The 23,799-nt window shown below is 58.0% G+C and carries 18 protein-coding genes and 1 riboswitch; of the genes, 9 read left to right on the top strand and 9 right to left on the bottom strand.

The features are described from left to right. Window positions 1–357 precede the first annotated feature (357 nt). Window positions 358–2,040: a glutamine--tRNA ligase/YqeY domain fusion protein gene (locus ABH899_RS16220; protein ID WP_369998098.1), complete on the top strand. Its 1,683-nt coding sequence runs from the start codon at window positions 358–360 to the stop codon at window positions 2,038–2,040. A gap of 141 nt (window positions 2,041–2,181) precedes the next feature. On the opposite strand, the gene ABH899_RS16225 is transcribed toward ABH899_RS16220, so the two are convergent. The 7 genes from ABH899_RS16225 to ABH899_RS16255 all read right to left on the bottom strand — a co-directional run bounded on the left by ABH899_RS16225 (window position 2,182) and on the right by ABH899_RS16255 (window position 9,462). Continuing rightward, on the bottom strand, window positions 2,182–3,036 hold the full coding sequence (locus tag ABH899_RS16225) for an energy-coupling factor ABC transporter ATP-binding protein (RefSeq protein ID WP_369998100.1): 855 nt from the start codon (window positions 3,034–3,036) through the stop codon (window positions 2,182–2,184). Next, complete coding sequence (cbiQ, locus tag ABH899_RS16230; protein WP_369998102.1) at window positions 3,033–3,842, bottom strand: cobalt ECF transporter T component CbiQ; 810 nt, start codon at window positions 3,840–3,842, stop codon at window positions 3,033–3,035. The genes ABH899_RS16225 and cbiQ overlap by 4 nt, the downstream gene beginning before the upstream one ends. Beyond that, complete coding sequence (locus tag ABH899_RS16235) at window positions 3,839–4,126, bottom strand: energy-coupling factor ABC transporter substrate-binding protein (protein ID WP_009675911.1); 288 nt, start codon at window positions 4,124–4,126, stop codon at window positions 3,839–3,841. Before ABH899_RS16235 ends, cbiQ begins: the two co-directional genes overlap by 4 nt. Continuing rightward, window positions 4,123–4,890, bottom strand: coding sequence for an energy-coupling factor ABC transporter permease (locus ABH899_RS16240; RefSeq protein WP_009675832.1), 768 nt, complete (start codon window positions 4,888–4,890; stop codon window positions 4,123–4,125). The genes ABH899_RS16235 and ABH899_RS16240 overlap by 4 nt, the downstream gene beginning before the upstream one ends. Before the next feature lie 288 nt (window positions 4,891–5,178). After that, window positions 5,179–5,380, bottom strand: a riboswitch (cobalamin riboswitch). A 198-nt stretch (window positions 5,381–5,578) separates the two neighbouring features. Continuing rightward, window positions 5,579–6,637, bottom strand: coding sequence for a permease (locus ABH899_RS16245; RefSeq protein WP_369998104.1), 1,059 nt, complete (start codon window positions 6,635–6,637; stop codon window positions 5,579–5,581). A 108-nt stretch (window positions 6,638–6,745) separates the two neighbouring features. After that, the gene (locus ABH899_RS16250) at window positions 6,746–8,329 is read right to left on the bottom strand and encodes a phospholipase D family protein (protein ID WP_369998107.1); all 1,584 of its coding nucleotides are present in this window, start codon (window positions 8,327–8,329) and stop codon (window positions 6,746–6,748) included. 221 nt (window positions 8,330–8,550) lie between these two features. Continuing rightward, window positions 8,551–9,462 (bottom strand): LysR family transcriptional regulator, encoded by a 912-nt coding sequence (locus ABH899_RS16255; protein ID WP_369998110.1) that lies wholly within the window; start codon window positions 9,460–9,462, stop codon window positions 8,551–8,553. A 707-nt stretch (window positions 9,463–10,169) separates the two neighbouring features. Between ABH899_RS16255 and ABH899_RS16260 the strand changes: the two genes are divergently transcribed. After that, the gene (locus ABH899_RS16260; protein ID WP_483312622.1) at window positions 10,170–11,183 is read left to right on the top strand and encodes a YeiH family protein; all 1,014 of its coding nucleotides are present in this window, start codon (window positions 10,170–10,172) and stop codon (window positions 11,181–11,183) included. A 30-nt stretch (window positions 11,184–11,213) separates the two neighbouring features. Here ABH899_RS16260 and ABH899_RS16265 read toward each other — a convergent pair whose 3' ends face one another. After that, complete coding sequence (locus tag ABH899_RS16265) at window positions 11,214–11,411, bottom strand: hypothetical protein (protein ID WP_369998116.1); 198 nt, start codon at window positions 11,409–11,411, stop codon at window positions 11,214–11,216. Between the two features lie 89 nt (window positions 11,412–11,500). Here ABH899_RS16265 and ABH899_RS16270 point away from each other — a divergent pair, with 89 nt between their 5' ends. The 5 genes from ABH899_RS16270 (at window position 11,501) to ABH899_RS16290 (ending at window position 19,638) form a co-directional block, all read left to right on the top strand. Beyond that, window positions 11,501–12,187: a metal-dependent hydrolase gene (locus ABH899_RS16270; protein WP_009675829.1), complete on the top strand. Its 687-nt coding sequence runs from the start codon at window positions 11,501–11,503 to the stop codon at window positions 12,185–12,187. 214 nt (window positions 12,188–12,401) lie between these two features. After that, window positions 12,402–13,682: a DUF445 domain-containing protein gene (locus ABH899_RS16275; RefSeq protein ID WP_009675851.1), complete on the top strand. Its 1,281-nt coding sequence runs from the start codon at window positions 12,402–12,404 to the stop codon at window positions 13,680–13,682. Window positions 13,683–13,909: 227 nt separating this feature from the next. After that, window positions 13,910–14,128 carry a hypothetical protein gene (locus ABH899_RS16280; RefSeq protein WP_016423684.1) on the top strand — a complete coding sequence of 73 codons (219 nt, stop codon included), beginning with the start codon at window positions 13,910–13,912 and terminating at the stop codon, window positions 14,126–14,128. 233 nt (window positions 14,129–14,361) lie between these two features. After that, window positions 14,362–15,213: a DUF72 domain-containing protein gene (locus ABH899_RS16285; protein ID WP_369998121.1), complete on the top strand. Its 852-nt coding sequence runs from the start codon at window positions 14,362–14,364 to the stop codon at window positions 15,211–15,213. A gap of 171 nt (window positions 15,214–15,384) precedes the next feature. Beyond that, a complete protein-coding gene (locus ABH899_RS16290) occupies window positions 15,385–19,638 on the top strand; it encodes an Ig-like domain-containing protein (protein WP_369998124.1) in 4,254 nt (1,417 codons plus the stop codon). A 65-nt stretch (window positions 19,639–19,703) separates the two neighbouring features. On the opposite strand, the gene ABH899_RS16295 is transcribed toward ABH899_RS16290, so the two are convergent. Next, window positions 19,704–20,075, bottom strand: coding sequence for a LysM peptidoglycan-binding domain-containing protein (locus tag ABH899_RS16295; protein WP_369998127.1), 372 nt, complete (start codon window positions 20,073–20,075; stop codon window positions 19,704–19,706). A gap of 199 nt (window positions 20,076–20,274) precedes the next feature. Here ABH899_RS16295 and ABH899_RS16300 point away from each other — a divergent pair, with 199 nt between their 5' ends. Together ABH899_RS16300 and ABH899_RS16305 are read left to right on the top strand one after the other, a co-directional pair. Beyond that, window positions 20,275–22,767 (top strand): S1C family serine protease, encoded by a 2,493-nt coding sequence (locus tag ABH899_RS16300; RefSeq protein ID WP_369998130.1) that lies wholly within the window; start codon window positions 20,275–20,277, stop codon window positions 22,765–22,767. A 134-nt stretch (window positions 22,768–22,901) separates the two neighbouring features. Next, window positions 22,902–23,789 (top strand): ROK family protein, encoded by an 888-nt coding sequence (locus tag ABH899_RS16305; protein ID WP_369998132.1) that lies wholly within the window; start codon window positions 22,902–22,904, stop codon window positions 23,787–23,789. Window positions 23,790–23,799: the final 10 nt, after the last annotated feature.

The raw sequence follows: 23,799 nt of genomic DNA on the forward strand, positions 1-23,799 counted from the left end.
TAACACCCTGTAACTTCCTTTTAGAACCGTCTCGGGCTTCGGCCCGTGGCGGTTTTTTGGTTCTTGGACACGGCGGGAAGCCGGGGCGGCACCGGCGGCATTTTAAGGGGAAGCGATATTTAAGGTGCCGTCAGGCTATACTGGTGGCAAAGGAAAAACGGGAAATTTGCGCGGGAACGGTCATAAGAGGGAATAAAGAGTGAGGAAGACGCGAAAGGCAGGAAAAGGTTGGGGGCTTTTCGGGGCGCCGATCGTCTTTTGCAGGTTGAACTCTCCGTTTGTTATGGGTATGATGGAATACAAATACCGAATTGGACTGCGGCAGCGATTTCCGATAAGAAAGAAAGGTTGATCCGGATGGAGAACAAAAGCGTCACAACAAATACAACCAACACCAATTTCATTAAAAACATCGTGATCGAAGATCTTAACGAAGGCCGTGTGGATACGGTCGTCACGCGTTTTCCGCCCGAACCGAACGGGTATCTGCATATCGGCCACGCCAAGTCGATCTGCCTGAATTTCGAGCTTGCGGACGAATTCAACGGTAAGACGAACCTGCGTTTCGACGATACGAATCCGGCCAAGGAAGACGAGGAGTTCGTCAGAGCGATCAAGGAAGACGTGCAGTGGCTGGGCTTCGAATGGGACGGCCTCTTTTTCGCTTCCGATTATTTCGACTTTATGTATGAAAAAGCGCAGCTTCTGATCCGCAAAGGAAAAGCGTACGTGTGTCAGCTTAATGCGGATCAAATCCGCGAAGGCCGCGGAACGCTTACGGAGCCGGGCAAGGAGAGCCCGTACCGGGACCGTCCGGCGGAAGAAAGCCTGGATTTGTTCGAGCGCATGCGCAAAGGCGAGTTTAAGGACGGGGAAATGGTCCTCCGGGCGAAAATCAACATGGCTTCGCCGAATATCAACCTGCGCGATCCGGTTATTTACCGCATTTCGCACGCGCACCATCACCGCACGGGAGATGCCTGGTGCATCTATCCGATGTATGCTTTCGCGCATCCGCTGGAGGATGCCTACGAAGCGGTTACCCACTCCATTTGTACCCTGGAGTTCGAGGACCAGCGTCCGCTGTACGACTGGGTCATTCAGGAATGCGAAACGGAACATGTGCCGCATCAATACGAATTCGCCAAGCTGAAGCTGACGGATACGATCATGGGCAAACGCTACCTGAAACAGATGGTGGACGAAGGGGTTGTGGACGGCTGGGACGATCCACGCATGCCGACGGTGTCGGGCTTGCGCCGCCGGGGCTTTACGCCGGAATCTATCCGCAATTTCTGCCGTGAAATCGGCGTGACGAAGAGCGACAGCACGGTCGATGTGAAATACCTGGATCATTTTATCCGGGAAGATTTGAAATTGAAGGCTCCGCGCACGATGGGTATTCTGAAACCGCTCAAGGTGGTCATTACGAATTATCCCGAAGGCCAGGTGGAGATGCTGGATGCGGAAATCAACTCGGAGAACCCGGAGATGGGCATCCGCCAAATTCCGTTTTCACGGGAGATTTATATCGAGCAGGACGATTTCATGGAAAATCCGCCGAGCAAATATTTCCGCTTATTTCCCGGCAACGAAGTGCGTCTGAAGCACGCCTACTTCATCAAATGCGAAGAAGCGGTTAAGGATGAGGCGGGCAACGTGATCGAGCTCCGCTGCACTTACGATCCCGCAACGAAGAGCGGAAGCGGGTTTACCGGCCGCAAAGTGAAGGGAACGATCCACTGGGTGGAAGCGAGCCGCGCCGTGCCGGCGGAGTTCCGGCTCTATGAGCCTCTAGTCCTTCCCGAACGGGAGGAGAAGGAAGAAGGAAGCACGTTCCTCGACCGGATTAATCCGAATTCTCTGGAGGTCCTGAGCGGATTTGTGGAGGAGAACATGAAGGATGCCGAGGGTAACGACAAGTTCCAATTCTTCCGCCACGGGTACTTCAATGTGGACCCTAAAGCGTCCACGAAAGATCATCTGGTCTTCAATCTGACCGTATCGCTGAAAAGCTCTTTCGATATCAAGCAAGCTTAAAAAGCGGGAACAACAGACGGGCCCGGGTTTGCCGGGCTTGGCCCCGCGAGCGGGCTCTGTCCGTCCGAGTTCTTCGCTTAACACAAAAAAGCAGGTCCAGGAGAAAGTCCTGACCTGCTTTTTTGTGTGGGCTTCAAGCGCCTAGCTCTTCGCGGCCGCCGCTTGAAGCCGGGCCGCGAGCAGCTCCCCGAAGGCGTCGGCGCTCCTCGGAGGGTCGATGCCTTCCCGCAGCGCACGGGGAAGGGAGCGCCACAGCCGGAGGAGCATGGGCAGTTCCAGACCGATGCGCTCGATGGTGTCCGTCTCCGCGAAAACCCGCTCGGGCGTCCCCTGCAGCAGACAGGCACCCTGGTCCATGACCAGGACTTCGTCCGCCCACGTGTAGGCCAGGTCCATGTCGTGGGTCGCCATGACCACGGTGACGCCGCTCTGCCGGATGTCCGCCAGCTCATCCAGCAGAAGCCGTTCCGACGCGCGGTCGAGGTACGCCGTCGGCTCGTCGAGCAGCAGCAGGCTCGGCTCCAGCACGAGAACGCCGGCCAGGGTGACGCGCTTTTTCTGCCCGAGGCTCAGGTGATGGATAGGGGTATGGGTGAGCTGCTCCAGGCCCATTCTCTCCAGTACGGCTTCGGTCTGGGCGCGGATTTCGGGCTCGGAAACGCCGGCGTTTCGTAAGCCGTAGGAGACGTCCTCGTACGGCGTACCGAGAATGAGCTGCTGCTCGGGATCCTGGAACACGAGTCCTACCTGCCTGCGCAGCTCCTGCAGATCCTGGCGCTTGTAGGACACAGGGGCGCTCTTCCAGTGCACGGTCCCCGATTGCGGCCGGTGGATGCCGACGGCATGCAGGAAAAAGGTCGATTTGCCGGAGCCGTTATGCCCGCAAAGCGCGATGTTCCGGCCGGACGGAATCGTGAGGCTGAGTCCGGCCAGGGCCTTTTTTTCGGTACCGGGATAGCTGTAGACGACGTCCGCCAGTTCTATGATCGGGTTCATGCGAATCCCCTCCATTTCAGCCAAATCTGTGCTGCCGTCAGCATAAAGATCCCGGTCACGCCTTCGGCTTTGTAGCGAGGCGGAACGGGGGCCGCTTCATAGGGGGCAAGTTCGATCCGTTCCGTGAAGCCGCGGGAGGTTAGCCCGTAGGCCAGACCGCGGTAACGCTGCATCGTCCGGCCGAACAGATGAACGATCAGCAGAGCGGTATCGCGCAGCCCGCCTGCGAATCCGTTCTGTCCGCCCCGGCAGCGCTGGGCGGTCCGCATGGCGTGAGCCGTATCGGCGAGCAAAAAAATAAAGCGGTACATAATTAGGGTCAGCTCAATCACGATCTGAGGAATGCGGATTTTTTTCATCACCTGAAGAATTTCCAGCAAGGGCGTCGTGAACAATACAAATTGCAGACAAGCGAGGCAGGCGGAGACCCGCATAAACAGCCCCGCTGTGCGGGATAAAGATTCTTCCGTGACGTAAACGGTCCACGGACCGGCCGTTCCGATGATCCATCCCGAAGAAAGGGGAATCCCTGTCCCCGTGTTTCTTCCGAATTCCAGCAGGAGAGCAGGTAGGCTGGCCGCGAAGAACAGCAGCGAGCCGCCGTATACGAGCCAGTAAAGCTTGCCCGGGACACGTGCGTAAAGCAGAGTCCAAAGCGTCATCCATCCGAAAACGGCCGCTTGAACGGGCGGAGCGCCGGCATAGGACAGGATAAAGAGACAGCCGGCAAATCCGCATTTCCAGACCGGGGAGATTCCCCGGAAAGCATTGGCATAGGAAATCGTGTCAATCCGCTTGAGCATCATGCTTTGGGCTTCGGTTTGGACGCCTTCCCCTTATACAGGCCGATCACATACCCGATAAACCCGGCTCCGAGCGCGGCTTGCAGCGCGAAAAGCATGCTTTCGGTTTCAGCCGGAGGTTCCATCAGCGACGCGAACCAAGGCTCGTAAGTCGGAGCGATTTCCTGAATCGCTTCCTCCGCGGCTCCGTCCGCTCCTCCGAACTCTCCTTTAACGAAAATGAGCGGCAGCACGGCAAGCAGGACGACCACGACCAGAATCCAGACATTCTTCTTCCACGTTTTCACGAACGGTCAGCTCCCTTCAAATTGCGCTGCAGAGCGGAAATTTCATGCGGCGTGTAGGCTTGCAGCCAGCCCAGAACCAGCACGGTGAGCAGCCCTTCGCTGATCGCGAGCGGAATTTGGGTGACGGCGAAAATGCCCGCAAATTTGGCAAAAGACGCGAGCATGCCCCCGTCGGCTGCGGGAAATGCCACCGCCAGCTGCACGGAGGTGACCAGATAGGTGGTCAGATCGGCGAGCGCGGCGCCCGTAAAGACGGAGAGCTTCTGCCTGCCCGTCGATTTGATCATGAGTTTGTACACGGCATAGCCGACAAACGGTCCCGCAACGGCCATCGAGAATGCGTTGGCGCCTAGTGTCGTAAGCCCGCCGTGGGCGAGGAGAAGAGCCTGAAAGAGAAGGACAACGGAGCCGAGGACGCTCATGGGAAGCGGTCCGAACAGGATGGCTCCGAGTCCGGTACCCGTCGGGTGGGAGCTGCTTCCCGTAACCGAAGGAATTTTCAGGGCGGACAGGACAAACGTAAAGGCTCCGGCCAGACCCAGCATAAGCTTGAGCTCCGGCGTTTCTTTTGTAATTCGGATCAGAGCGCGGACGCCCAGGATGAAGAAAGGCAGGAAGACCACCCACCAGAATAAGGCCCAGAAGGGCGGCAAAAAGCCCTCCATGATATGCATGGCGTAAGCCGACTCCGGCTCGTTTACCAGAAAGAAGCAGACGATTCCGGTTATAAGCAGAAAAGACGCCAGGGTTTTACGGATGTTCATCGGAAATCCTCCTTCATAAATGTGGGTCCGCCTTAAGCGGCGGCCAGTGCGGCAGAACGGGGCCATGCCCCTGCTGTGCTTTCGGACGCTGATTCGTTAAACCGGCCGCCCGGCTGCCAGTTCCGCAAGCTCTTTCCGATGATTCCGATGCGGTAATTCCCGGCTCCGGATCTCTTCTCCGCACACAAAAAAAGACATCCTTCCCTTCGCACGGGAACACGATGTCTTATGCACGCAACAAAAAAAAGTTTGCGATCTCAAACACCTCCCTATTCCTCGTAGGTCGTATCAGTGCTGTCAAAACAGGCAGGTCTCCTGGCTCGGGGCGTCCATACCGGCTCCTTCCCGGAACGTCTTAGTTCCAGTGGCTTCGTGCCGGATGTGAATGAGAGTGTTTCCCCTTACAGTGGCGGGACCGCGACGGCATTTCACCGTTCTTCCCTTTTAAATTTTAGAGTGGCTCTAAAATACCTGTTTCCACAAATATGCGGTTTTCCGTGATAATACTACAGGATGTCCCAAACCTTGTCAATTGCGGAAAAGGCATGAATTTCAAGGCTGAAACACTGCCGGAATCGGATTCTTTGACATCGCTTTCTTTTGTTTGCGGAAAAGAAAAACGAGAGGGGTATCGGCCCTCTCGCTGAAATTTATTTTATAGACTAAAACCTGAACCCAAACTCTGAACTTATAGGACGAAAATGCCGACCACGCCGGTTACGATTCCCGTCAGGGCAACCATACCGGCTGTGAACCAGAGCACTCGCGCGGGAAAAGCCTTTCGCACCATAATGAGGGACGGCAGGCTGACCGCAGGCAGTGTCATGATTAGCGCGGCGGCCGGTCCCGTGCCCAGGCCCAGGGCCATCATCGTTTTGGCGATCGGAATTTCCGCGGCGGTCGGGATGACGAACAGGGTTCCGGCCAAAGCGAGCCCGATCAAGGCGACGAGGCTGTTACCGATCGCGGGATCGAGGGCCGGGAACAGCCAAGCGCGTGCGGCGCCGAGTATGAATACGGCGATGAAATAGACGGGAACGACGGTCCAGAACATCGTCCAGAGCGCTTTCAGCCAGCGGACGACGACCGGCCCGGACTGCGGCTGCATAACCGGCGTTTGCGGGAGCTCGCCGGTCACTGCATCGTCCTTCTTGACGAGGCGCTCCGCCCAGTACGAGACGCCGAACACGAGCACGATCCCCGCGGCGATTCTCAGAATGGCGAATTTCCATCCAAGCACGAAGCCCATGAAAATGATCGTCGCCGGGTTCAGTACCGGATTGCCGATCCAGAAGGCGAGAGCGGATCCGATGGAGCCCGACTGCTTGCGCATGCCGACCGCTACCGGAGCGGCGCAGCAGGAGCACATCATGCCGGGCATGGCGCTAAGTCCGCCGGCTACTGTGCTGCCGAAAGTGCGCTTGCCGAACACCCGCTTCAGCCAGTCTTGCGGGATCAGCACCTGAAGCAGAGAACCGAGGACGATGCCGAGAATCGCGGCTTTCCAGACGGCTTTGAAATAGACGACGGTATAGTCCCAAGCCGCGGCCAGCGAAGGCTCGGCGGAACCTGCGAGAATCGACTTCCCGATGTCGTGCTTGGCCGCCGCGATAAGCGCTTTGTGGAAGTAGGGCTCCCACTTTACGTAAAACAACCCGCCTATGAGAATGGCGATAAATATAAAAGGCTTCCAGTAAGCAGCACGCGGTCTGCTTTTGGTGGAAGCCGGAGTTGGAGATGTATTCACGTGATGTCCCACCTTTCTAAATCCACTTGCAACTATACCATAGTCGCCGGGGAAAAAGAATGGCCTACTTCTGTCAGAAATCCCTGTTCCAAGTAGAGAACTAAGAATTCAGTAAGTCGTAAATCCGAGCATGTCCTGCAGATGATAGACGATTCGCTTGATGCCGACCAGCTTATCCTCGTAGGCCGGATACTCCAGGGAATACTCTGCATCCCGGTTATTCCACAGGCGGTCCCAGTAGCGGTCGAGGTCCCGTGTAATTTTGCTGCCTGCCGGGGCCGTTATCTCCACGTTCGTTTCCAGATTAAGATCGTCGAGATTACGGGGCGTGAAATTGGCGGAGCCTCCGTTAATGACGGCGTTGCCGTCCGGATGACGGATGTCGATCAGCTTCGTGTGAAACTGCTCCTGTGCGGTGTTGTACCATTTAACGGCGATTTTACCGCCCGTTTTCTTCCTCAGCTCCGCGGCGACCGGACGGTTCGGAATCCCGGTCTTGCTGTGCCCGAACGCATTCTGGTTCGGATCGAGCAGCAGCTGGATGGACACGCCCCGCGCGGAAGCAGCCAGCAGAGCGTCGATGACCTTGCGGTCGGCGAGATAGAACATCCCCATGCGGATCTCGCTGCCCTTGGGCGCTGCCGAGATACTGTCAAGCAGGCGGGAATAGATTTTCCCTTCCGTAAGCAGACGTACGGTCACGGCGTCCTTGGAGGACGCAGCAGGTTCTGGCGTTCCGTTTCCGGACGCCGCTTCCGGACGTGCGGGTTCCCCCTGCTTATCGGCCGCCTTCGGCTGAAGCTGCGCGGGCCCGCCCGACATAACGGAAGCGGCCTGCTCCGTTCCGACGACTTCGGAGATGAAATCCTTGCTGCCGGTTATCTGAAACCCGATATTCGAGTTGTTGAAGCTGGCGTCATGCGGGTTGGCGGACAGCACCAGCGCCGTATTTTCGGTGGCGACCACTTTACGGTGATTCGCTTTGACATTGAAAAGCTTCAAATAAGAGCGCAGCGTCACTTTGGGGGCGGAATCCGCCAGAGGGTTGGGCAGCCAGCCCTTGCCCGACTGTCCGAACCACTGGAACCCCATCCGCCAGACGGCGGAGTACAGCGGGACGGAGTCTCTCAGCGGGTCCGTATCCGTGAGTACGACCCTGATACCGGCCGCCTTGAGCCGCTCAAGCTCCGGAGACGGGTGCGAGCCGTAGGTCGTGTTCACCTCATCGGAAACGACCGTGATTGGCATGGCAGGGTGTCTCCGCCTGGCGTCCAGGAGGCTTTCCGTCAGCTGTCCGCTCAGAGGCGGGAAGGACTGGTCGTTGTCATAGTACCCGCTGTACAGGAACATATCGACCACGATAAATTCCTTCGCTTCCGCGATAGCTTGGTTGACCCGGTCGAAAATCATCTGTTCCTGATGATAGCCGCCGTCTTTTTTATAGGAAAGATCATAGAGAAAATCCACGCTCTCCGCCCGGTAGGCTTTTCCTTCGAACGACAGGCCCGGAGGCAAAGCTTTGTGTGTATGAACGGCGGCCACGATACCGGCCCAGATGAAAAAGACGAGAAGCAGGATACCGCTCTTCAGCCAATTCGAGGAGAGCCAGCTTTTTTCGGTTTGCTTCCGTGTATCTTCCGAAGAGCTGACCGGGGGTAAAAGTTTTCGTTCGGTTCGTTTTAAGGGCTCCATGCGCATTCTCCCCGTACTTGTAATGGACGTAACGGAGCCTGTCTGTCCGCCGGTGCGGGGAGTCTATAGACTTCCGCAGGGGTAGGGGCAGGCCGTTACAGGCTACCGACTATTTAACGCCGGGAAGGGACATGTGAAGCAGGGGAGTTTTGGAACAGGAAGAAGAACGGAACCGAAGACAGCGGCAGTCGGGCTGCGCATGGAATCGGACCGGAGACCGGTCAGGGTGCGGAGGGGCCCGGAACCTGCATCGCCTCATGAGCGCCGCGAACTTTCTGGACGAATACTTCCAGTGCCTTCGAGTTTTCACCCGCGGCTCTGCGCACCATCGTCAGCGTCCTGGTCAGACGGCGGCCGCCGGCTCCCAGATGGACGATTTCTCCCGATTCCAGCTCCTTGCGCACGATCCATCTCGACAATAGAGCGATCCCGAGGCCGGCGGACACCGCTTCTTTCACGCTCTGGGAGCTGCTGAACATAAAGGAGCGCTTCACGTTCAGCTGCCATTCGGCGATCAGCCTGTCGCTGTAATCGCGGGTTCCCGAACCGGGCTCCCGCCAAACCCACGTCTCGTTCTGCAAGGACTGGAGCTTGAACGGTTCCCGTGTCAGAGGATGATCGCGGGGAGCAATGAGAATCATTTCATCTTCCATAAAAGGTTCGATCTCTACGTCCGGAGCGTCCGCGATCCCCTCGATCAGCCCGATGTGGAAATGATCTCGGCGCACGCCTTGAACCACTTCGACGGTGTTCGCGATCGTGGACTGGATGTCCACCTTCGGGTAATGCTTGGCGTAATCGGCCAGCAGGCGGGGGAGGATATATTCGCCTATCGTAAAGCTGGCGCCGATTTTAAGCGATCCCGTCACGACGTGCTGCAAAGCGTTGATTTCCTGCCGGGCTTCTTCGTAGAGGCGCAAAATTTTTTTGGCTCTCGCATAAAGAAGCTCTCCGGCTTCCGTCAGCTTGACTTGTTTGGGAGAGCGGATCATCAGCTTGGCGCCGAACTCCTGCTCCAGATTCCGGATATGCTGGCTGACGCCGGGCTGGGAAATATTCAGGGCCTCGGCGGCCCGGGAAAAATGGCGCTGCTCCGCCACGGCGGCAAACACGCGCAAATGGTCGACGATCATCGTAAATCCCTCCGCAACGATTGAGTGTGGAAAGACAGCCGGAAAGCGGCTGCATGCGGCTGAAAACCTGGCGGTTCAAAAGCCCTTTTGTAAAAGCGAAAAGAGCGTCCGGCCTTTGCCTCCATTGTATCATAAGTTTTTGTAATGATTGGCATCGCGTATTTGTATTTCCGTTCCCCCGCACGTCCTCTTATAGTGAAAATAAAGAACGCGTTCGACAGCCGTGTGAACACGAGCCAGAAACGAACTGGAGGGGTCGACAGATGAAAACTTTCACGCAGCGGTTAGGAACCCCGGCTTTAAGGGAAACGGGAAAAGCAAAGACGGATGCGAGTGAAAACCGCTCTCTAATAAACGAACGATTAAGCACCGTTTCTCAAGACAGAACAGCATCTCCTGTTATAAAAGAAGAAACACGGCCGGAAGAGACACACCCGGCTGTGCCGAAAAGAAAAGCCGGTACGCTTGCCGCCTCGGATTTCGCAGCCGGGCGCGAGGCAGGTACTCCCGGCTCCGTCGAAGCGGGCAGCGCGCCCGCCATCCCGGCAGCGGCCTCCGGCAGCGCAGTCTCCGGGTCATCCGCCTCCGCTTCTGCTGCCGCAGCTTCCGCCGAGCCCGCAGCCGAAGCTGTTCGGGCTGTCTCCGCAGCCGTGCAGCCCGGGCCCGGGCTCGGTAAAGCCGCCGCCCGCCTCGCGACAGGCCTCGGAATGACGCTTGCGCTGGCCCTCGCGGCCAAAGCGCTCGCCCTCATTCCGGGCCTGAATGTCGTCGGGCAGCTCGTGCTCGCCCTGCTGCTCGGCATCGCCTGGCGTGCCGCCGCTCCCGTGCCGGCATCCGCCCCGGCCGGGCTGGCCTTCGCCAGCAAGAAGCTGCTCCGCGCGGGCATCATCCTGCTCGGCATGCGCCTCAGCCTGCTGGATGTGGTCCATGCGGGGCCGGCCGTGTTCGCCGCGTCGGCGGGCAACATCCTCTTCGCGACCGTCGTCGTATACGCCATCGCCCGGCGGATGAACGTAGGCCCGCGCCTCGCGATGCTGAGCGCCTGCGGCACCGGGATTTGCGGGGCGGCGGCTATCGCCGGCATCTCTCCGCAAATCAAGGCGGACGACGACGAAACGGCCGTCGGCGTCACGGTTATCGCGCTGCTCGGCACGCTGTTCACGGTAGCGTACACGCTGGTGTATCCGCTGCTCGGCTTCTCGTCCGCCGAGTACGGCTTCTTCTCGGGCGCGACGCTGCACGAGATCGCCCATGTCATCGCGGCCGCCGCTCCGGGCGGCAGTGCCGCGGTAGACAGCGCGCTCGTCGCGAAGCTGACGCGCGTGGCCCTTCTCGCGCCGGTCGCTCTGGCACTCGGCGTCTGGGCGGCGCGGCGGGAACGCCGGGGCGCCGGCGAAGGCGCCGCGGGCTCCGCGGCTTCCCGCGCAGCCGGGGACGCCGCTCCCCGCAAGGCGGGCGTTCCGGTCCCGTGGTTCATCGTGGGCTTCCTGGCGGCCGCCGCTCTGAACACGATCGGGATCGTACCGCCGCCCGCCGCGGCCGCCGCCGTTCAAGGCGCTTACCTGCTTATCGCGATGGCGATGGCGGGGCTCGGCTTGAACGTGAACCTGGCCGTGTTCCGGCGTCACGGCCTCCGGGCTTCCGCAGCCGTGCTGCTGGGCTCGGTGCTGCTCTCGCTGCTCGGCATCGCGGAGGTCTATGTCCTGCGTCTGCTTGGCTGAGAGATGAACAATAGACCATGAACCCGCGATTTAGATGAAGCCCTTTGAAGCGGACAGATGCTTGGCGATGACCACCGCCTGTCCGTGCAAGAGGGCTTTTTGCATACCCGAATAGTTGTATTCGCCTTCCAGTTTGGGGTTTAATAGAGACAGGGAACCGAAAGATCCTGTTTGAACCGGCGTTCCGCTGGGCACACTTCCATTGAAAGGTCTGTTTGCAGGCCGCATTTTATACATACACCTACCGGTTATAATGGATGTTTCGGAAGCCCATCAACGGGGTAATGAACAAGTTGAAACTTGAAGGAGGCGCTCATATGCAAATTACTTATCACGGACACTCGTGTTTTTTGGTAGAAAACGAAGGATACCGGGTACTCTTGGACCCTTTTCTAAGCGGAAATGCACTGGCTGTAGCCGATCCGGGAGAAATTCAAGTGAACGCCATCCTGCTTACACACGGCCATAGTGACCACATCGTGGATGCCGAGGAAATCGCCCGCAAAAATGACTGCGTCATTATCGCAAACTTTGAAATTGCTTCTTATTTCGCATCCAAGGGACTCAAAACCTTTGCCATGAACATCGGCGGCAGCGCCAAGTTCGAATGGGGCACCGTCAAATATACGCTCGCTTTCCATTCCTCCAGCATTGAGGTAGAGCCGGGCAAATTCGTGGACGGGGGACAACCCGGGGGCATTCTGCTGACCATGGGCGGCAAAACGTTCTATCACGCGGGCGACACGGCCCTTTTCGGAGATATGAAGCTGTACGGAGAAATGTACAACATCGATGTGGCGGCATTGCCGATCGGAGATGTTTTTACGATGGGACCGGATGAAGCGGTGCTTGCGGCTACATGGCTGCGCGCCAAAAAATACATTCCGACCCACTACAATACGTTCGACGTGATCAAGCAGGATGCAAGCGAATGGATTCAAAAGCTGAAGCAGGCGTATCAGGAAGGCGTTCGGCTCGCTCCGGGCGAGACCTTGGACGTCTAGGACCTGCCGGGGCAACGATAAGGGAACCAAAAACGAGGGGGCTGTCTGCGTACATACGTACAAAGGCAGCCCCGCTTCGGTATCCCGGGCGGCGGAGTACGCACCCTCTGGAGTTCATAGGAAAAATCGGCGATAATGCTGTTAACGATAAAAACCAGGAAACCGGCGGCATCCGTTTGCCCACCCGGTTATGCCCTGTCGGAGGGATTCATCTATGCAGGAACTTCAATCGAGAGAGAAAAAACCTAAAGAGACCAAACATATCGCGACGGTTTCGCTCGGTGTGATGGGAGCGGGCTTCCTGGCCACGCTTCCTTTCGCTCCGCATACCGCGGGAGCCTTTCTGCAGAGCGGCTTCGAAGCGGGCCTTGTCGGGGGACTCGCGGACTGGTTTGCGGTCACGGCTCTTTTCCGGCACCCTCTGGGGATCAAGATCCCGCATACGGCGCTGCTGCCGAACAACCGCGCCCAGATGACGAAGGCGGTCGTTTCCGCGGTGGAAGACAACCTGCTGGGCAAGGAAAGCATCGCGCTGCGGATCGGCCAAATGCGCCTTGTCGAGACGATGCTCGTCAAAGCGGAAGAAGCGCTCCGCTCGGAAGGCGCGCGCGAGGCGGTGCGCAGCGCCTGCCGCTACGCGCTGGAGCGTCTGCCCGCCGAGCAGATCGCCGCTTTTGCCTCGCAGCAAATCCGGCAGGCGGCGGGCAAAATGGACCCGGCCGCGGCCGTGGGGCTGGCGGTCGATCAGGTGCTGTCGCACGGCTACGAAGAGCCGGCAATTGATTTCCTGATCGACCGTGCCGAGCGCTGGGCCGTGCGGGCCGAGACGCGCCGCCTCCTCGGGGAGATCGCCGAGGGGGTTATCCAGGGAATCGAGATGAACGGGCTGATGGCCTTCGCCAAGAATGCATTCCTCGGATTTCTGTCCGGGGACAAGCTTGGCGGCATGCTTCAGCATGCGCTGCTCGATAACCTGGCCGCCCTGCGGCTTCCCGGCCACCGCAACCGCGCGGGCCTGCTCGACATCGTCCGCCGGGAGCTGGCCGGCCTCAAAGACAACGAGCGGCTGCACGAAGCCGTCGGTAACCTGGCGCGGCAGCTGCCGGACCGGCTCCGGCTGGAGGAGCGGCTTACCGCTATGATCGAAAGCTGGCGCGACCGGCTCCTGGAACAGCTGCAGGAAGGGCCGCTGCTGGACGAGACCGTCATGCCGCTGCTTGAAGAAGGCGTCCGCCGCCTGCGCAGCGACGAGGATACCGTGCGTAAGCTCGAGGAATGGCTGAAGGCGCAGATCACCGAGTTTGTGGAGCGCAACCATTCCAAAATCGGCGCTCTTGTCCGCGAGAATATCGACAAGATGGACAATGCCACCTTAATCGAGTTCATCGAGAACAAGGTCGGCAAAGACCTTCAGTGGATTCGGGTCAACGGCGCCGTCTGCGGATTTATTATCGGGCTCGCACTCGAAGGGGTGCGTATGCTCTTCGGACACTAACGCCGGCTGCTCCAGACGGCAGTCTCCTCATAGCGCCGGGTGAGCGCACCGCCCTGTGCTTGCTGCACGATAAGGGGCCGTGTGTCCGATAAGGGCCGCCGGCGCCTACGGTCATGTTCCCTGGGACAAGAGCGGAAAAAAGTCTCCGCGCAATAGGCAAGTGAACAGGCATAAACGTCTCTCCCTCCGTATGCTGAATTAGAAATATCCGAGAGGAGAGGTTCAATATGAGTCATCATCATCACCACCACCATAATCACTGTCTTTGCCCGGAGAAGCAGGTATTCGATCCGCCTACGCGAGTCTACAGAGATTTTTATCACCCGCAGATCGTAGAAGTCGTTCATCCGATCGAAATCGTTAACCGTCATCACTGTGTGCCCGTCCCTAAACACGTTCACTGCTACACGGTGAGAGACGAATTCTGCCCTTCTCCAATCCGTTAACGATCCAGCCGATACTAGGGAAAGCGCCGGGGAATTGTTCTCCGGCGCTTTTTGTGCAGTCTCGTTATTGGGATTATTGGCGAATGCTCTTGTTGTCATAAGGCACTTCAGTCCGGAACCTTGAGCCGGGTGGGGCAAACGGGTAGGATTCGGGTAATCGTACATATGTGTTAAAATGGAAAAAAGCGGTTGATTACAGCCGGATAAAAGACGCTGCCGGAGGAGGGATTGGCATGATACGAATCGGATTGGCAGGCTGGGGAGATCATGACGATCTCTATACGACTCCTGCGGACAAGAAAGAAAAGCTGAGAGTGTATGCCTCGCATTTTCCGGTTGTGGAGCTGGACAGCTCCTTTTACGCCGTCCAGCCCCTGCGCAATACCCGGAAGTGGGTGAAGGAGACGCCGCCCGGTTTCGGGTTCGTCGTTAAAGCGTACCAGGGTATGACGGGACACCTGCGCGGGAAAAATCCCTTCGAAAGCACGGAGCAGATGTTCCGTGCTTTCGCGGAGTCCATCGAGCCGATGCGCGAGGCGGGCAAGCTGACGGCGGTGCTGATGCAGTATCCGCCCTGGTTTGACTGTACCCGCGAAAATGTGGACGCGCTCCGTGAAGCGAAGAGCCTCCTGGACGGGCTGCCGCTCGCGGTGGAGTTCCGGCACCGCAGCTGGTATGCCCCGGAAGTGCGGGAACGCACGCTCGGCTTCCTGGAACAGGAGGGCTGGATTCACACGGTCTGCGACGAGCCCCAGGTCGGCAGCGGATCGGTGCCGATCGTGCTCCGCGCAGCCAATCCGGACCTGACGCTGGTCCGGTTCCACGGCCGCAACGACGGCGGCTGGGTCGGTGCGCCTCCGGGCAAGAGCTGGCGCGACGTGCGGTACCTGTACCGCTACAGCCGGGCCGAGCTCCTGGAGTGGAAGGAGCGTCTTAAGGTGCTGGAACGGAGCAGCCGCGAAGTCGCGGTTATTTTCAACAATAATTCCGGCGGAGATGCAGCCGCCAACGCCAAAGAGATGATGGAGCTGCTCGGCATTGAGGACGAGCAGGGACTCGCTCCGAGACAGCTGGACCTCTTCTGATCTTTACTCCGAAATGAAAAGCCATTATGCCTTTTACGGGCAAATGGCTTTTTTTGTCGTTTAAAAGAGGAGTCGGCAACCCTCGGAAAGAATCAATCTCGTGATATTTAGAAGGGTCGGATAAGCCGGATCATTTAAGCAAAGAAAATTCAACCAAAGCGGAGATGAAAGATGAGAAAGAAACGTAAGATTCCACAGGTTTTATCTGTTTTGATGGCAGGCGCTCTGGCAGCTTCCGCCGGAACGGCGGGAGGCTCGCCCGTAAGTGCCGCCCCCGCAACCCAGAAAGCCGGCTTTGCCGATCTTTCGGGGATAACCGGAAATCCGCTGCAAAATATTCAACGGGCGGTCGAGTTGGGGCTTTTCGATGGTGCTGCGGAAGCTTTCCGGCCGAAAGATCCGTTGACCCGGGTGGAGATGGCGGTTCTCCTTACACATGCACTGGAGCTTCCGCTTGACGCATCGTCTTCGTCCTTTAAGGATGTTTCCGCAAGCAGCTGGGGAAGTCCGTATATTGAGGCGATCCGCAAGGCCGGTATTGTCCAAGGCGACGGAGAGGGGAACTACCGCCCTCAAGCTCCCGTAACCCGCCAGGAAATGGCGGCCATGCTGATGCGCGCAGCCGAGCTTTCTTCCGAAGGCGGCAGCGAGTCTGTTTTGCCCGGAGACTGGGATCGGACCGCTCCGTGGGCGAAATCTTACGTGCGGGCCAGTCTGGAACAAGGTTCCATGAAGCTTGCCGGAGGCTCATTTCTTCCGACAGGGTCCGTCTCCCGCGGCGAAGCGGCCGAAATGCTGCTAGCCACCTTTTTTTCCGTCGAACATGACATGATCCTCCAGGAGATCAGAGATTCCCGCCACATCAAACTGAACGGTGTCGTATATGAGTTGTCCGAAGAGACGGCGGCCCTTTTTACGGAGAAGAACAAGGCGGTTCTTGCTAAAGCCAAGCTGAAATTTCATGCGAACGGCCGTAAGATCGACGCGATTACATCGCTTGAACTGCGCGCATCCGGAAGTCCGGCCGGAGAAGGGGAAGAAGAATTTTCGCGCAACCTGATACTGGAAGGGAACGGGGCCGTCCTGCCGGGGGATCTGATCGTATCCAATAATTATTTGTCCGTGACCGGCCTGCAAGTCAACGGCGATTTGACCGTTGCGAAGGGGCTGGAGAACGACTTTTACGCAAGCGGTATCAAAGTGAAAGGGCAGACGAGAGTAGCCGGGGGAGACGACAATACGGTCGTTTTCGAAAATTCCGAGCTGAACGGCCTGACTATACTTAAAGAAAATGTGCGGATCGTGGCCTCGGGTAAAACCGTCGTCCAGCAGATGGACATCCGGTCTTCGGCCCAAGTGGAAGTCGGCGCGGAAGCTCGGGTACCGGATATTACCCTGTCCGACGGCTCTGCCAAAGTGGATCTCCACGGATCGCTTCAGCAGGTTACCGTACAGAGCTCGCAGCCCGCGCAGATTACAGGAAGCGCTTCGATCCGGCAGCTGAACGTAACGGGTTCCGCTTCCGTAAGCATCGACGGCACGGGAACGATTGACCAGCTGCAGGTCTCGAATGCGACTTCCCAGGTGGTAATCGGATCTTCGTCCCAGGTAGCGGCGGTTTCACTGGGGCAGGGTGTACCTACTTCGGCGGTTACGAGAAGCTCGGCCCCTGCCGGCGGCACCGGGGGCTCCTCCTCTTCCGGTTCATCCAACGGCGCACCGGTTCAGGTAACTCCTTTCCCTGAATATATTTTCATGGAGAGGGGCACGGGGGCCTCGATCGACCTATCGGCATTCTTTACAGATCCCGATGGAGACACGCTGAAAATTTCGGCCATCTCCAGCAGCAACAGGGTCGTGAGCGTATCCACGAGCGGGTACACGGCAACTTTGACGCCTGCGGCAAGCGGGACTGCAACGATTAAAGTATCCGTCGACGACCAGCACGGCAATAAAATCAGCGGTTCCGTCAAGGTCACCGTTTACGCGCTGCCGGTTGCCCAGCCTATTCCCGATCAGCTTGTCCAGTTGAACGGTGGGGCGGGCACAGTGCGGCTGAGCGATTATTTCAGCGACAAGGCGCTGCGGAATTTGACCTATTCCACTTCCTCGGCAGACCCGGCAATCGCGGATGTGTCGGTAAACGGGGATGGGCTGAGTCTGACCCCTCTCCGCTCCGGGCGCACGTCCGTAACGGTGACGGCCCAGAACGATATCGTGGCGAATGACGGGTCTCGCGGTGAAACGTCGGTCACGTTCGAGCTCACGGTAAATACGGCTCCTTCGGCATCGCAAAATCCGGCTGATGTGTATTTGGCTCCGGGAGCCGCCGATTCGTCTCTCGATCTTTCGCAGCTGTTCACGGATGCGGATGGGGACGCGCTCACTTACGAAGCCGAGTCAGGCGACCCGTCGGTTGCGACCGCAAGCGTCCAGTCCGGCCTGTTGACCATCCAGGCTGACCAGCCTGGAACGGCCGTCATCAGACTGCGGGCAAAGGACGGAAAAGGCGGGGAAGGCACCGCGGATCTGACCGTTCACGTCAGCCCCTTCAACCAGTCTCCGGTTGTGAGCCGGCAGCCTGCGGACAGGCTGCTTGCCGTAGGCCAGACGGATACCGCTCTGGATCTGGTTCAAGTATTTACCGATCCGGACCAGGATGCGCTTGTTTACGAATATACCGTATCGGATCCTTCCGTCGTTGGGGCAGTCCGGCAGGGCGACTCCCTGCTGCTGACGGCGCTCCAAGGCGGACAGGCCGTGATTAAGCTGACGGCCAAGGACGGCAAGGGCGGAGAGGTGAGCGCCTCTTTCACCGTGTCCGTTAACCGTGCGCCGGCGGCTGTCCGCAATCCGGATGATGTTTACCTCGTGGCGGGCAGAGCGGACGGCGAACTGGATCTTTCGCAGCTGTTTACGGATGCGGACCAGGACCCTCTGACCTATGAAGTTCTGTCATCGGTTCCGGGTACGGCGTCCTGGGAGGTAGCCGGGCAGAAGCTGAAGCTGCATGCCCTTCAGGTAGGCACTTCCGCTTTCCGGGTCACCGCCAAAGACGGACGGGGCGGCGAGGCCGCCGTGACCTTTACCGTCAACGTGCGTATGCCGAATATGCTGGGTACGATCCCGGATCAGACGGTGGAGCTCGGAACGCCTAAACTGCTGGATCTGACCGCCCTTCTGGCGGGCTTTGATGCCGCTGCTACGGTAACGGCCAATACGTACGACACTTCTGTTGCGACGATTCTTTTGGCGGACAGAAAACTGACCATGACGCCGATAAGCGAAGGTACGGCTACGGTCACCCTAAGCGTGTACCACCCGGTCGAGGGCGATCAGAGTACACAATTCGCCATCCGTGTCGTCCAGCATCTGAACAGCGCGCCGACGGTGGTTAAAAACATCCCCGATCAGCTCCTTACACCGGGCGTCACGAATGTGCGGACGTTCGATCTCGCTTCGTACTTCGCGGATGCGGACGGAGATGCTCTGTCGTACACGGTGTCGGGTTTTTCTCCGGCCGCCGTTTCGGCTGCCGTGTCGGGCAATATCTTAACGCTGAACCCGGGCACGGGAAGCGCGGACGGACAGGTGACGGTTACGGCAGACGACGGTAAGGGCGGGACCGCCGAGTTCCGGATTAACGTGCGCACGGCTCAGCTCGTGAACAACGAGATCGTTACCGTACGGACCAAACAGGGCATAAAAGACCCGCTCACTTACGATTTGGCCGAGCTGTTTCCGGGTGAGACCTCGTTCCGCTTGTACAAAGGCACGGCGGATGCCATCATCAGCGGTCCTACCGTATTGAACGGAAAAACGCTTGCGCTGGCTAACGAAACGCCATATTTATGGGTAATCGGCGCTCAAGGCAAAGCGGCCGTATTCCAGGTTGTCACCGAAGCCCAGGGCGCTCCGCAAATTTTCTTCTCGGAATATTTGGACGGAGGGGACGGACGAATCGCGTTTGAGCTCTATTACAGCGGGGATATGGATCCGGGCAAGAAACCGACCGGCTATACCGTTGAGGCGCATCAATATATGAAAAAAACCGGGAAAATGAACGTGATCAGCAAGGCGCTTCTTGATCAGGGGCCGGGCAAACCGCTTATTGTTCCTTATATTTTCATCGACTCGATCTTTTACGATTTCTTTGATAAAACCACAGCCGTCTATTATAACGAGGACGGGATCAGGTTCTACAATCCGGCTGAATGGAACACAGTGGCCCTGGTGCTGAAAAAAGACGGCCAGGTCGTCGATGTGCTCGGAGATCCTTCTTCGACGGCGCAGTTCCTGCCTAACGGCGGAACGCTGATTAGAAAGTCCGGCGTTTCTACCGGATCGAAGCAGTTCTCCATATACGGAGAATGGAATGTGCACCCCAAAGGAAGTTATCAATTTATGGGCCGTCACACGCCGTAAGAACGAAAAGGACTTTGGAGACGAATAGGCTCCAAAGTCCTTTTGCCGCTGCGGGGATACCGCGATTACCGTTCCAGCCTGGTAACTCGCTGTTCCAGACGGTCGAGCCGCTGATCGAGCCGGTTGACTTCCCGGGTGAGTCTGCCCACTTCCCGGTTCAGCTGGTTGAATTCGCGCTCCAGGCGGTTTACGCGCTGTTCCAGGTTCCCGAAGCCAGGGCCGGGTCCCGGTACAGGTCCCGGTCCTGGTGCAGGTCCCGGCCACGGTCCCGGACCCGGACCCGGCACAGGCCCAGGGGCGGGAATATACAGCGTCTGTCCCACATAGACATAAGGGGTGGACAAGTTGTTGGCGCGGAGCAGAGCCTCCACCGTTGTGTTGTAGCGGTTTGCGATCAGATACAGCGTGTCGCCGGGCTGCACGACATAAGTATTCATAAAGGTTCCTCCCATGAACGGAGTTAGGATAGTAGCTGCCGTATTGTATGTGCCGGCTGGGCATTTGGTGCCCGGCAAACGCCCGGGCGCGAGATGCTTTGACATGAAAAAATTCCATTGCCGACCTTGGGAGGAATGTGCTAGATTTGAAGCGGAATATATAGATTACCAAAATTTTCATGGGGAATGGGGTCTACCAATGCTAAACCGCAATACCTTCCGGCTGTGCGGAATTGTGCTGGCAATCATGCTGGCAGCCGCTTCCGGCTTCGGGTTCGGCACGCCTGTGCGGGCCGCGGCCGACTCGGACGAGCTGCCGCAGATTATCGCGCGCACATCGCCGTCCGTAGTCGCCATCATCGGCAAGCCTACCGGCGGTAAAACCGATAAAGGCACAGATAAAGACCGCTACGATCTGGCGCACGGCACGGGAGTGATCATTAAATCGAACGGGGTCATCGTGACCAATGCGCATGTGGTGAAAAGCATGAGCAACCTGGTCATCGTGACCTCGGACGGAAAGTCTCATACCGGCAAGGTGACCAATCTGGACGAACAGAGCGACCTGGCTCTGGTCAAAATTGAAGCGACCGGCCTTCAGACGGCATCGTTCGCCGATCCGAAGAGCCTCCGCGTGGGTGAAACCGTCGTCGCCATCGGTACGCCGGTTTCCTTCGCGCTGCGGAACTCCGTCACCGTAGGGATCGTGAGCGGCATCGACCGCTCGGTGAACGATCAATACCGACTCATCCAGACGGATGCCGCCATCAACCCGGGCAACAGCGGGGGCGCTCTCGTGAACATGAAGGGCGAGGTCGTCGGCATCAATACGCTCAAATACTCGGAGTACGGAGTCGACAATCTCGGGTTTGCCATTCCCGTGGATACCGTGGATTACGTGCTTAAGCATTTCGAAGCTTACGGCAAAGTGAAACGCCCGTTTCTGGGGCTGAAACTGGAAGAAAGCTGGGAAGCTGCCGTCGGCCTTCCTTCCGATGACGGCTTGACGGTTTCACACGTGGAACCGGGATCGCCGGCCGAGAAGGCGGGCATCGAAGAGGGAGACACCTTGGTGTCTATCGGTGACAAGGCGGTGGACACGACCGTCCAGTACAACGAAGTATTAAAGCAGTATTTGCCCGGACAGAGCGTGAAGCTGACCGTGCAGGCGGGAGGGAAGACGGTAACCCGCGAGGTCGCGCTGGGAGAAGAGAAGTCCGAGGATGCCCGTCAGACAGACAATACCGACAATACGGGACTGAATACGGACCGGGGCAAGACGAAAATCGGAGACAGCAACCAGAATTGGTCGATGAAATATCCGAGCGGGCTGATCAAGCAGTTCCAGAGCGCGGACGGCACGGTGGTGCGGTTTGCCGACGCCAAAGGCGATTTTACGTTGTCCGTCTCCGTCGAAGATCAGGGCGACGAGCTTTCTCCGGCCATGCTGCTCAAGACGGCTGCGGAGCTGAAAATGGGCACCATTCTGGAAAAGCAGTACGTGAAGAGCGGCGCGCAGCCGTACGCCAAAGTAACCGGCAAGCTGGGAGGCATGGTCTACCAGATTCGGCTTTATCAGGACCATGACAAGCTGTACTCGCTGGCTTTGACCTACAGCCAGGACAAAGAGAACGGCACGAAAGCGGGGCCGAACAGCTACGCCGATCTGCTGGACAGCTTCCGGACCGTTTTCGACCGGCAGGATGCCAAGCTCAAGGACATTGCCAAGACGAAAAGCGGCAGCGGGGACGAGGTGTCGAACGAATACGGGCTTACCTTTGCCCTGCCCGATAAATGGAACGAGTCGCCTTACCGGACCGATGTCCAATATTCGAACGATACCATGAGCCAGGGAATCTCCATCGAAGTGACTTCCCAAACATCTGGGGATACGCTCGATGCCTGGGTGAAACGGGACAAAACGGATTTCGAAGAAACCTTCGCCGCGTCCTACAGAGAGACTTCGGAAGTCAAAAAGGGAACGCTGGACGGTACGGAGTCCCGGGAGGTTACGTTCTCCGCGACGATGGGCGACAAATGGGACAGCATCCACCAGGTTTATCTGGTGAAAGAAGGGTATAAATACAAGTTTTCGATCCATTATCCGAAGGACCTGAAGGCCGACGAGACCGACAAGCTGCTCGGAACCGTTATTTCTTCCATCCGGCTGGATGTGAAAAAAATGGACGCCGGCGTAGGCTTCATTCAGGACGAACAGGAAATTTTGGACAAAAACCGGACGATCCGGTATGCCGATGAGGACTACGGGTATACGGTGAAAATACCGGAAACGTGGACCCGCGAATACGCGGAAGATTACGACGATCCGGATTTCGAAAAAGGCGGCGCTTCCTTCTATACCTTCACCGGCGGATACTTTGCCGTAGACGCGGAGGAGGGAACCGACTGGCAGGAGAAAGCCGCTGAAATCAACGCCGGCCACGAGAAAAGCGCCGAGGCCGATGCGGACTACAAGGTCAAAGCGGAGGACGTCAGTCTGCTGGGTACGACAGTCCGTAAATTTACCGTTCATTACTCGGTAAAAAAAGTCGGCTACGAAGAAACCGAGTATGTGCTTTCCAGAAACGGGAAAGTCTACGTGATTACGACAAGGTTGAGCGACGCGGTGCATACCGAAGCGAATGCCGAGCGGCTGAACAAGGCCGTCCGGTCGATGGTTTTCGGAAAATAGTCGGATTTGTGTGACTGGAACGATTGCATGTCCATCCGGCATCTCTTACAATGGGCATAACAGGAACAGACGGCCGGGAGACGCGTTCTCCTGCCCGTCTGTTTTCGTAACCGGAAGAGGAGAGGACACAGCAGATGCGTACATTAGGAGCAATTGAAGCAGGCGGAACCAAGTTTGTCTGTGCGATAGGCAGCGAGGACGGAACGGTACTGGAACGGGTAAGTTTCCCGACGACCACTCCGGAAGAAACGATGGGCAGCGTCCTTTCATTCTTTGAGGGCAAAGGGATCGAAGCGCTTGGCGTAGGCTCGTTCGGGCCGGTAGATCCCAATAAGAAGAGCCCGACTTACGGGTATATTACAACGACCCCCAAGCCGCATTGGGGCAACTATGATATTTTGGGCGAACTGAAAAAGCATTTCGACGTACCGATGGAGTTCGACACGGATGTGAACGGGGCGGCGCTAGGGGAAGCGACCTGGGGCGCGGCCAAAGGGCTGGAGAGCTGCCTTTATATTACGGTGGGAACCGGCATCGGAGCCGGAGCCGTTGTGGGCGGCAAACTCGTGCACGGGCTCACGCATCCGGAGATGGGCCACATCTTCGTACGCCGCAATGCGGAAGACACATATGAAGGAAAATGTCCTTACCATAAAGACTGCCTGGAAGGACTGGCGGCTGGTCCGGCCATCGAGGCGCGCTGGGGAGTGAAGGGAACCGAGCTGGGCACGGATCACAAAGCCTGGGAACTCGAAGCCGATTACCTGGCCCAGGCGCTGATGAGCTACATTCTGATCCTGTCGCCGGAGAAGATCATCATGGGCGGGGGCGTGATGAAACAGCAGCAGCTGTTTCCGCTGATCCACGCCCGCCTGCAGGAACTTCTGAACGGCTACGTTCAGAAAGAGGAAGTTGCGGCGGGGATCGCCGACTACGTCGTATACCCGCAGCTCGGCGACAACGCCGGAATCTGCGGCGCTCTGGCGCTGGCTGCCCGCGCGCTCGGATCGGAAATCCGATAGCGGGTCCGCA

This window comes from Paenibacillus sp. RC84 (assembly GCF_041260495.1).
Taxonomy (GTDB): domain Bacteria; phylum Bacillota; class Bacilli; order Paenibacillales; family NBRC-103111; genus Paenibacillus_F.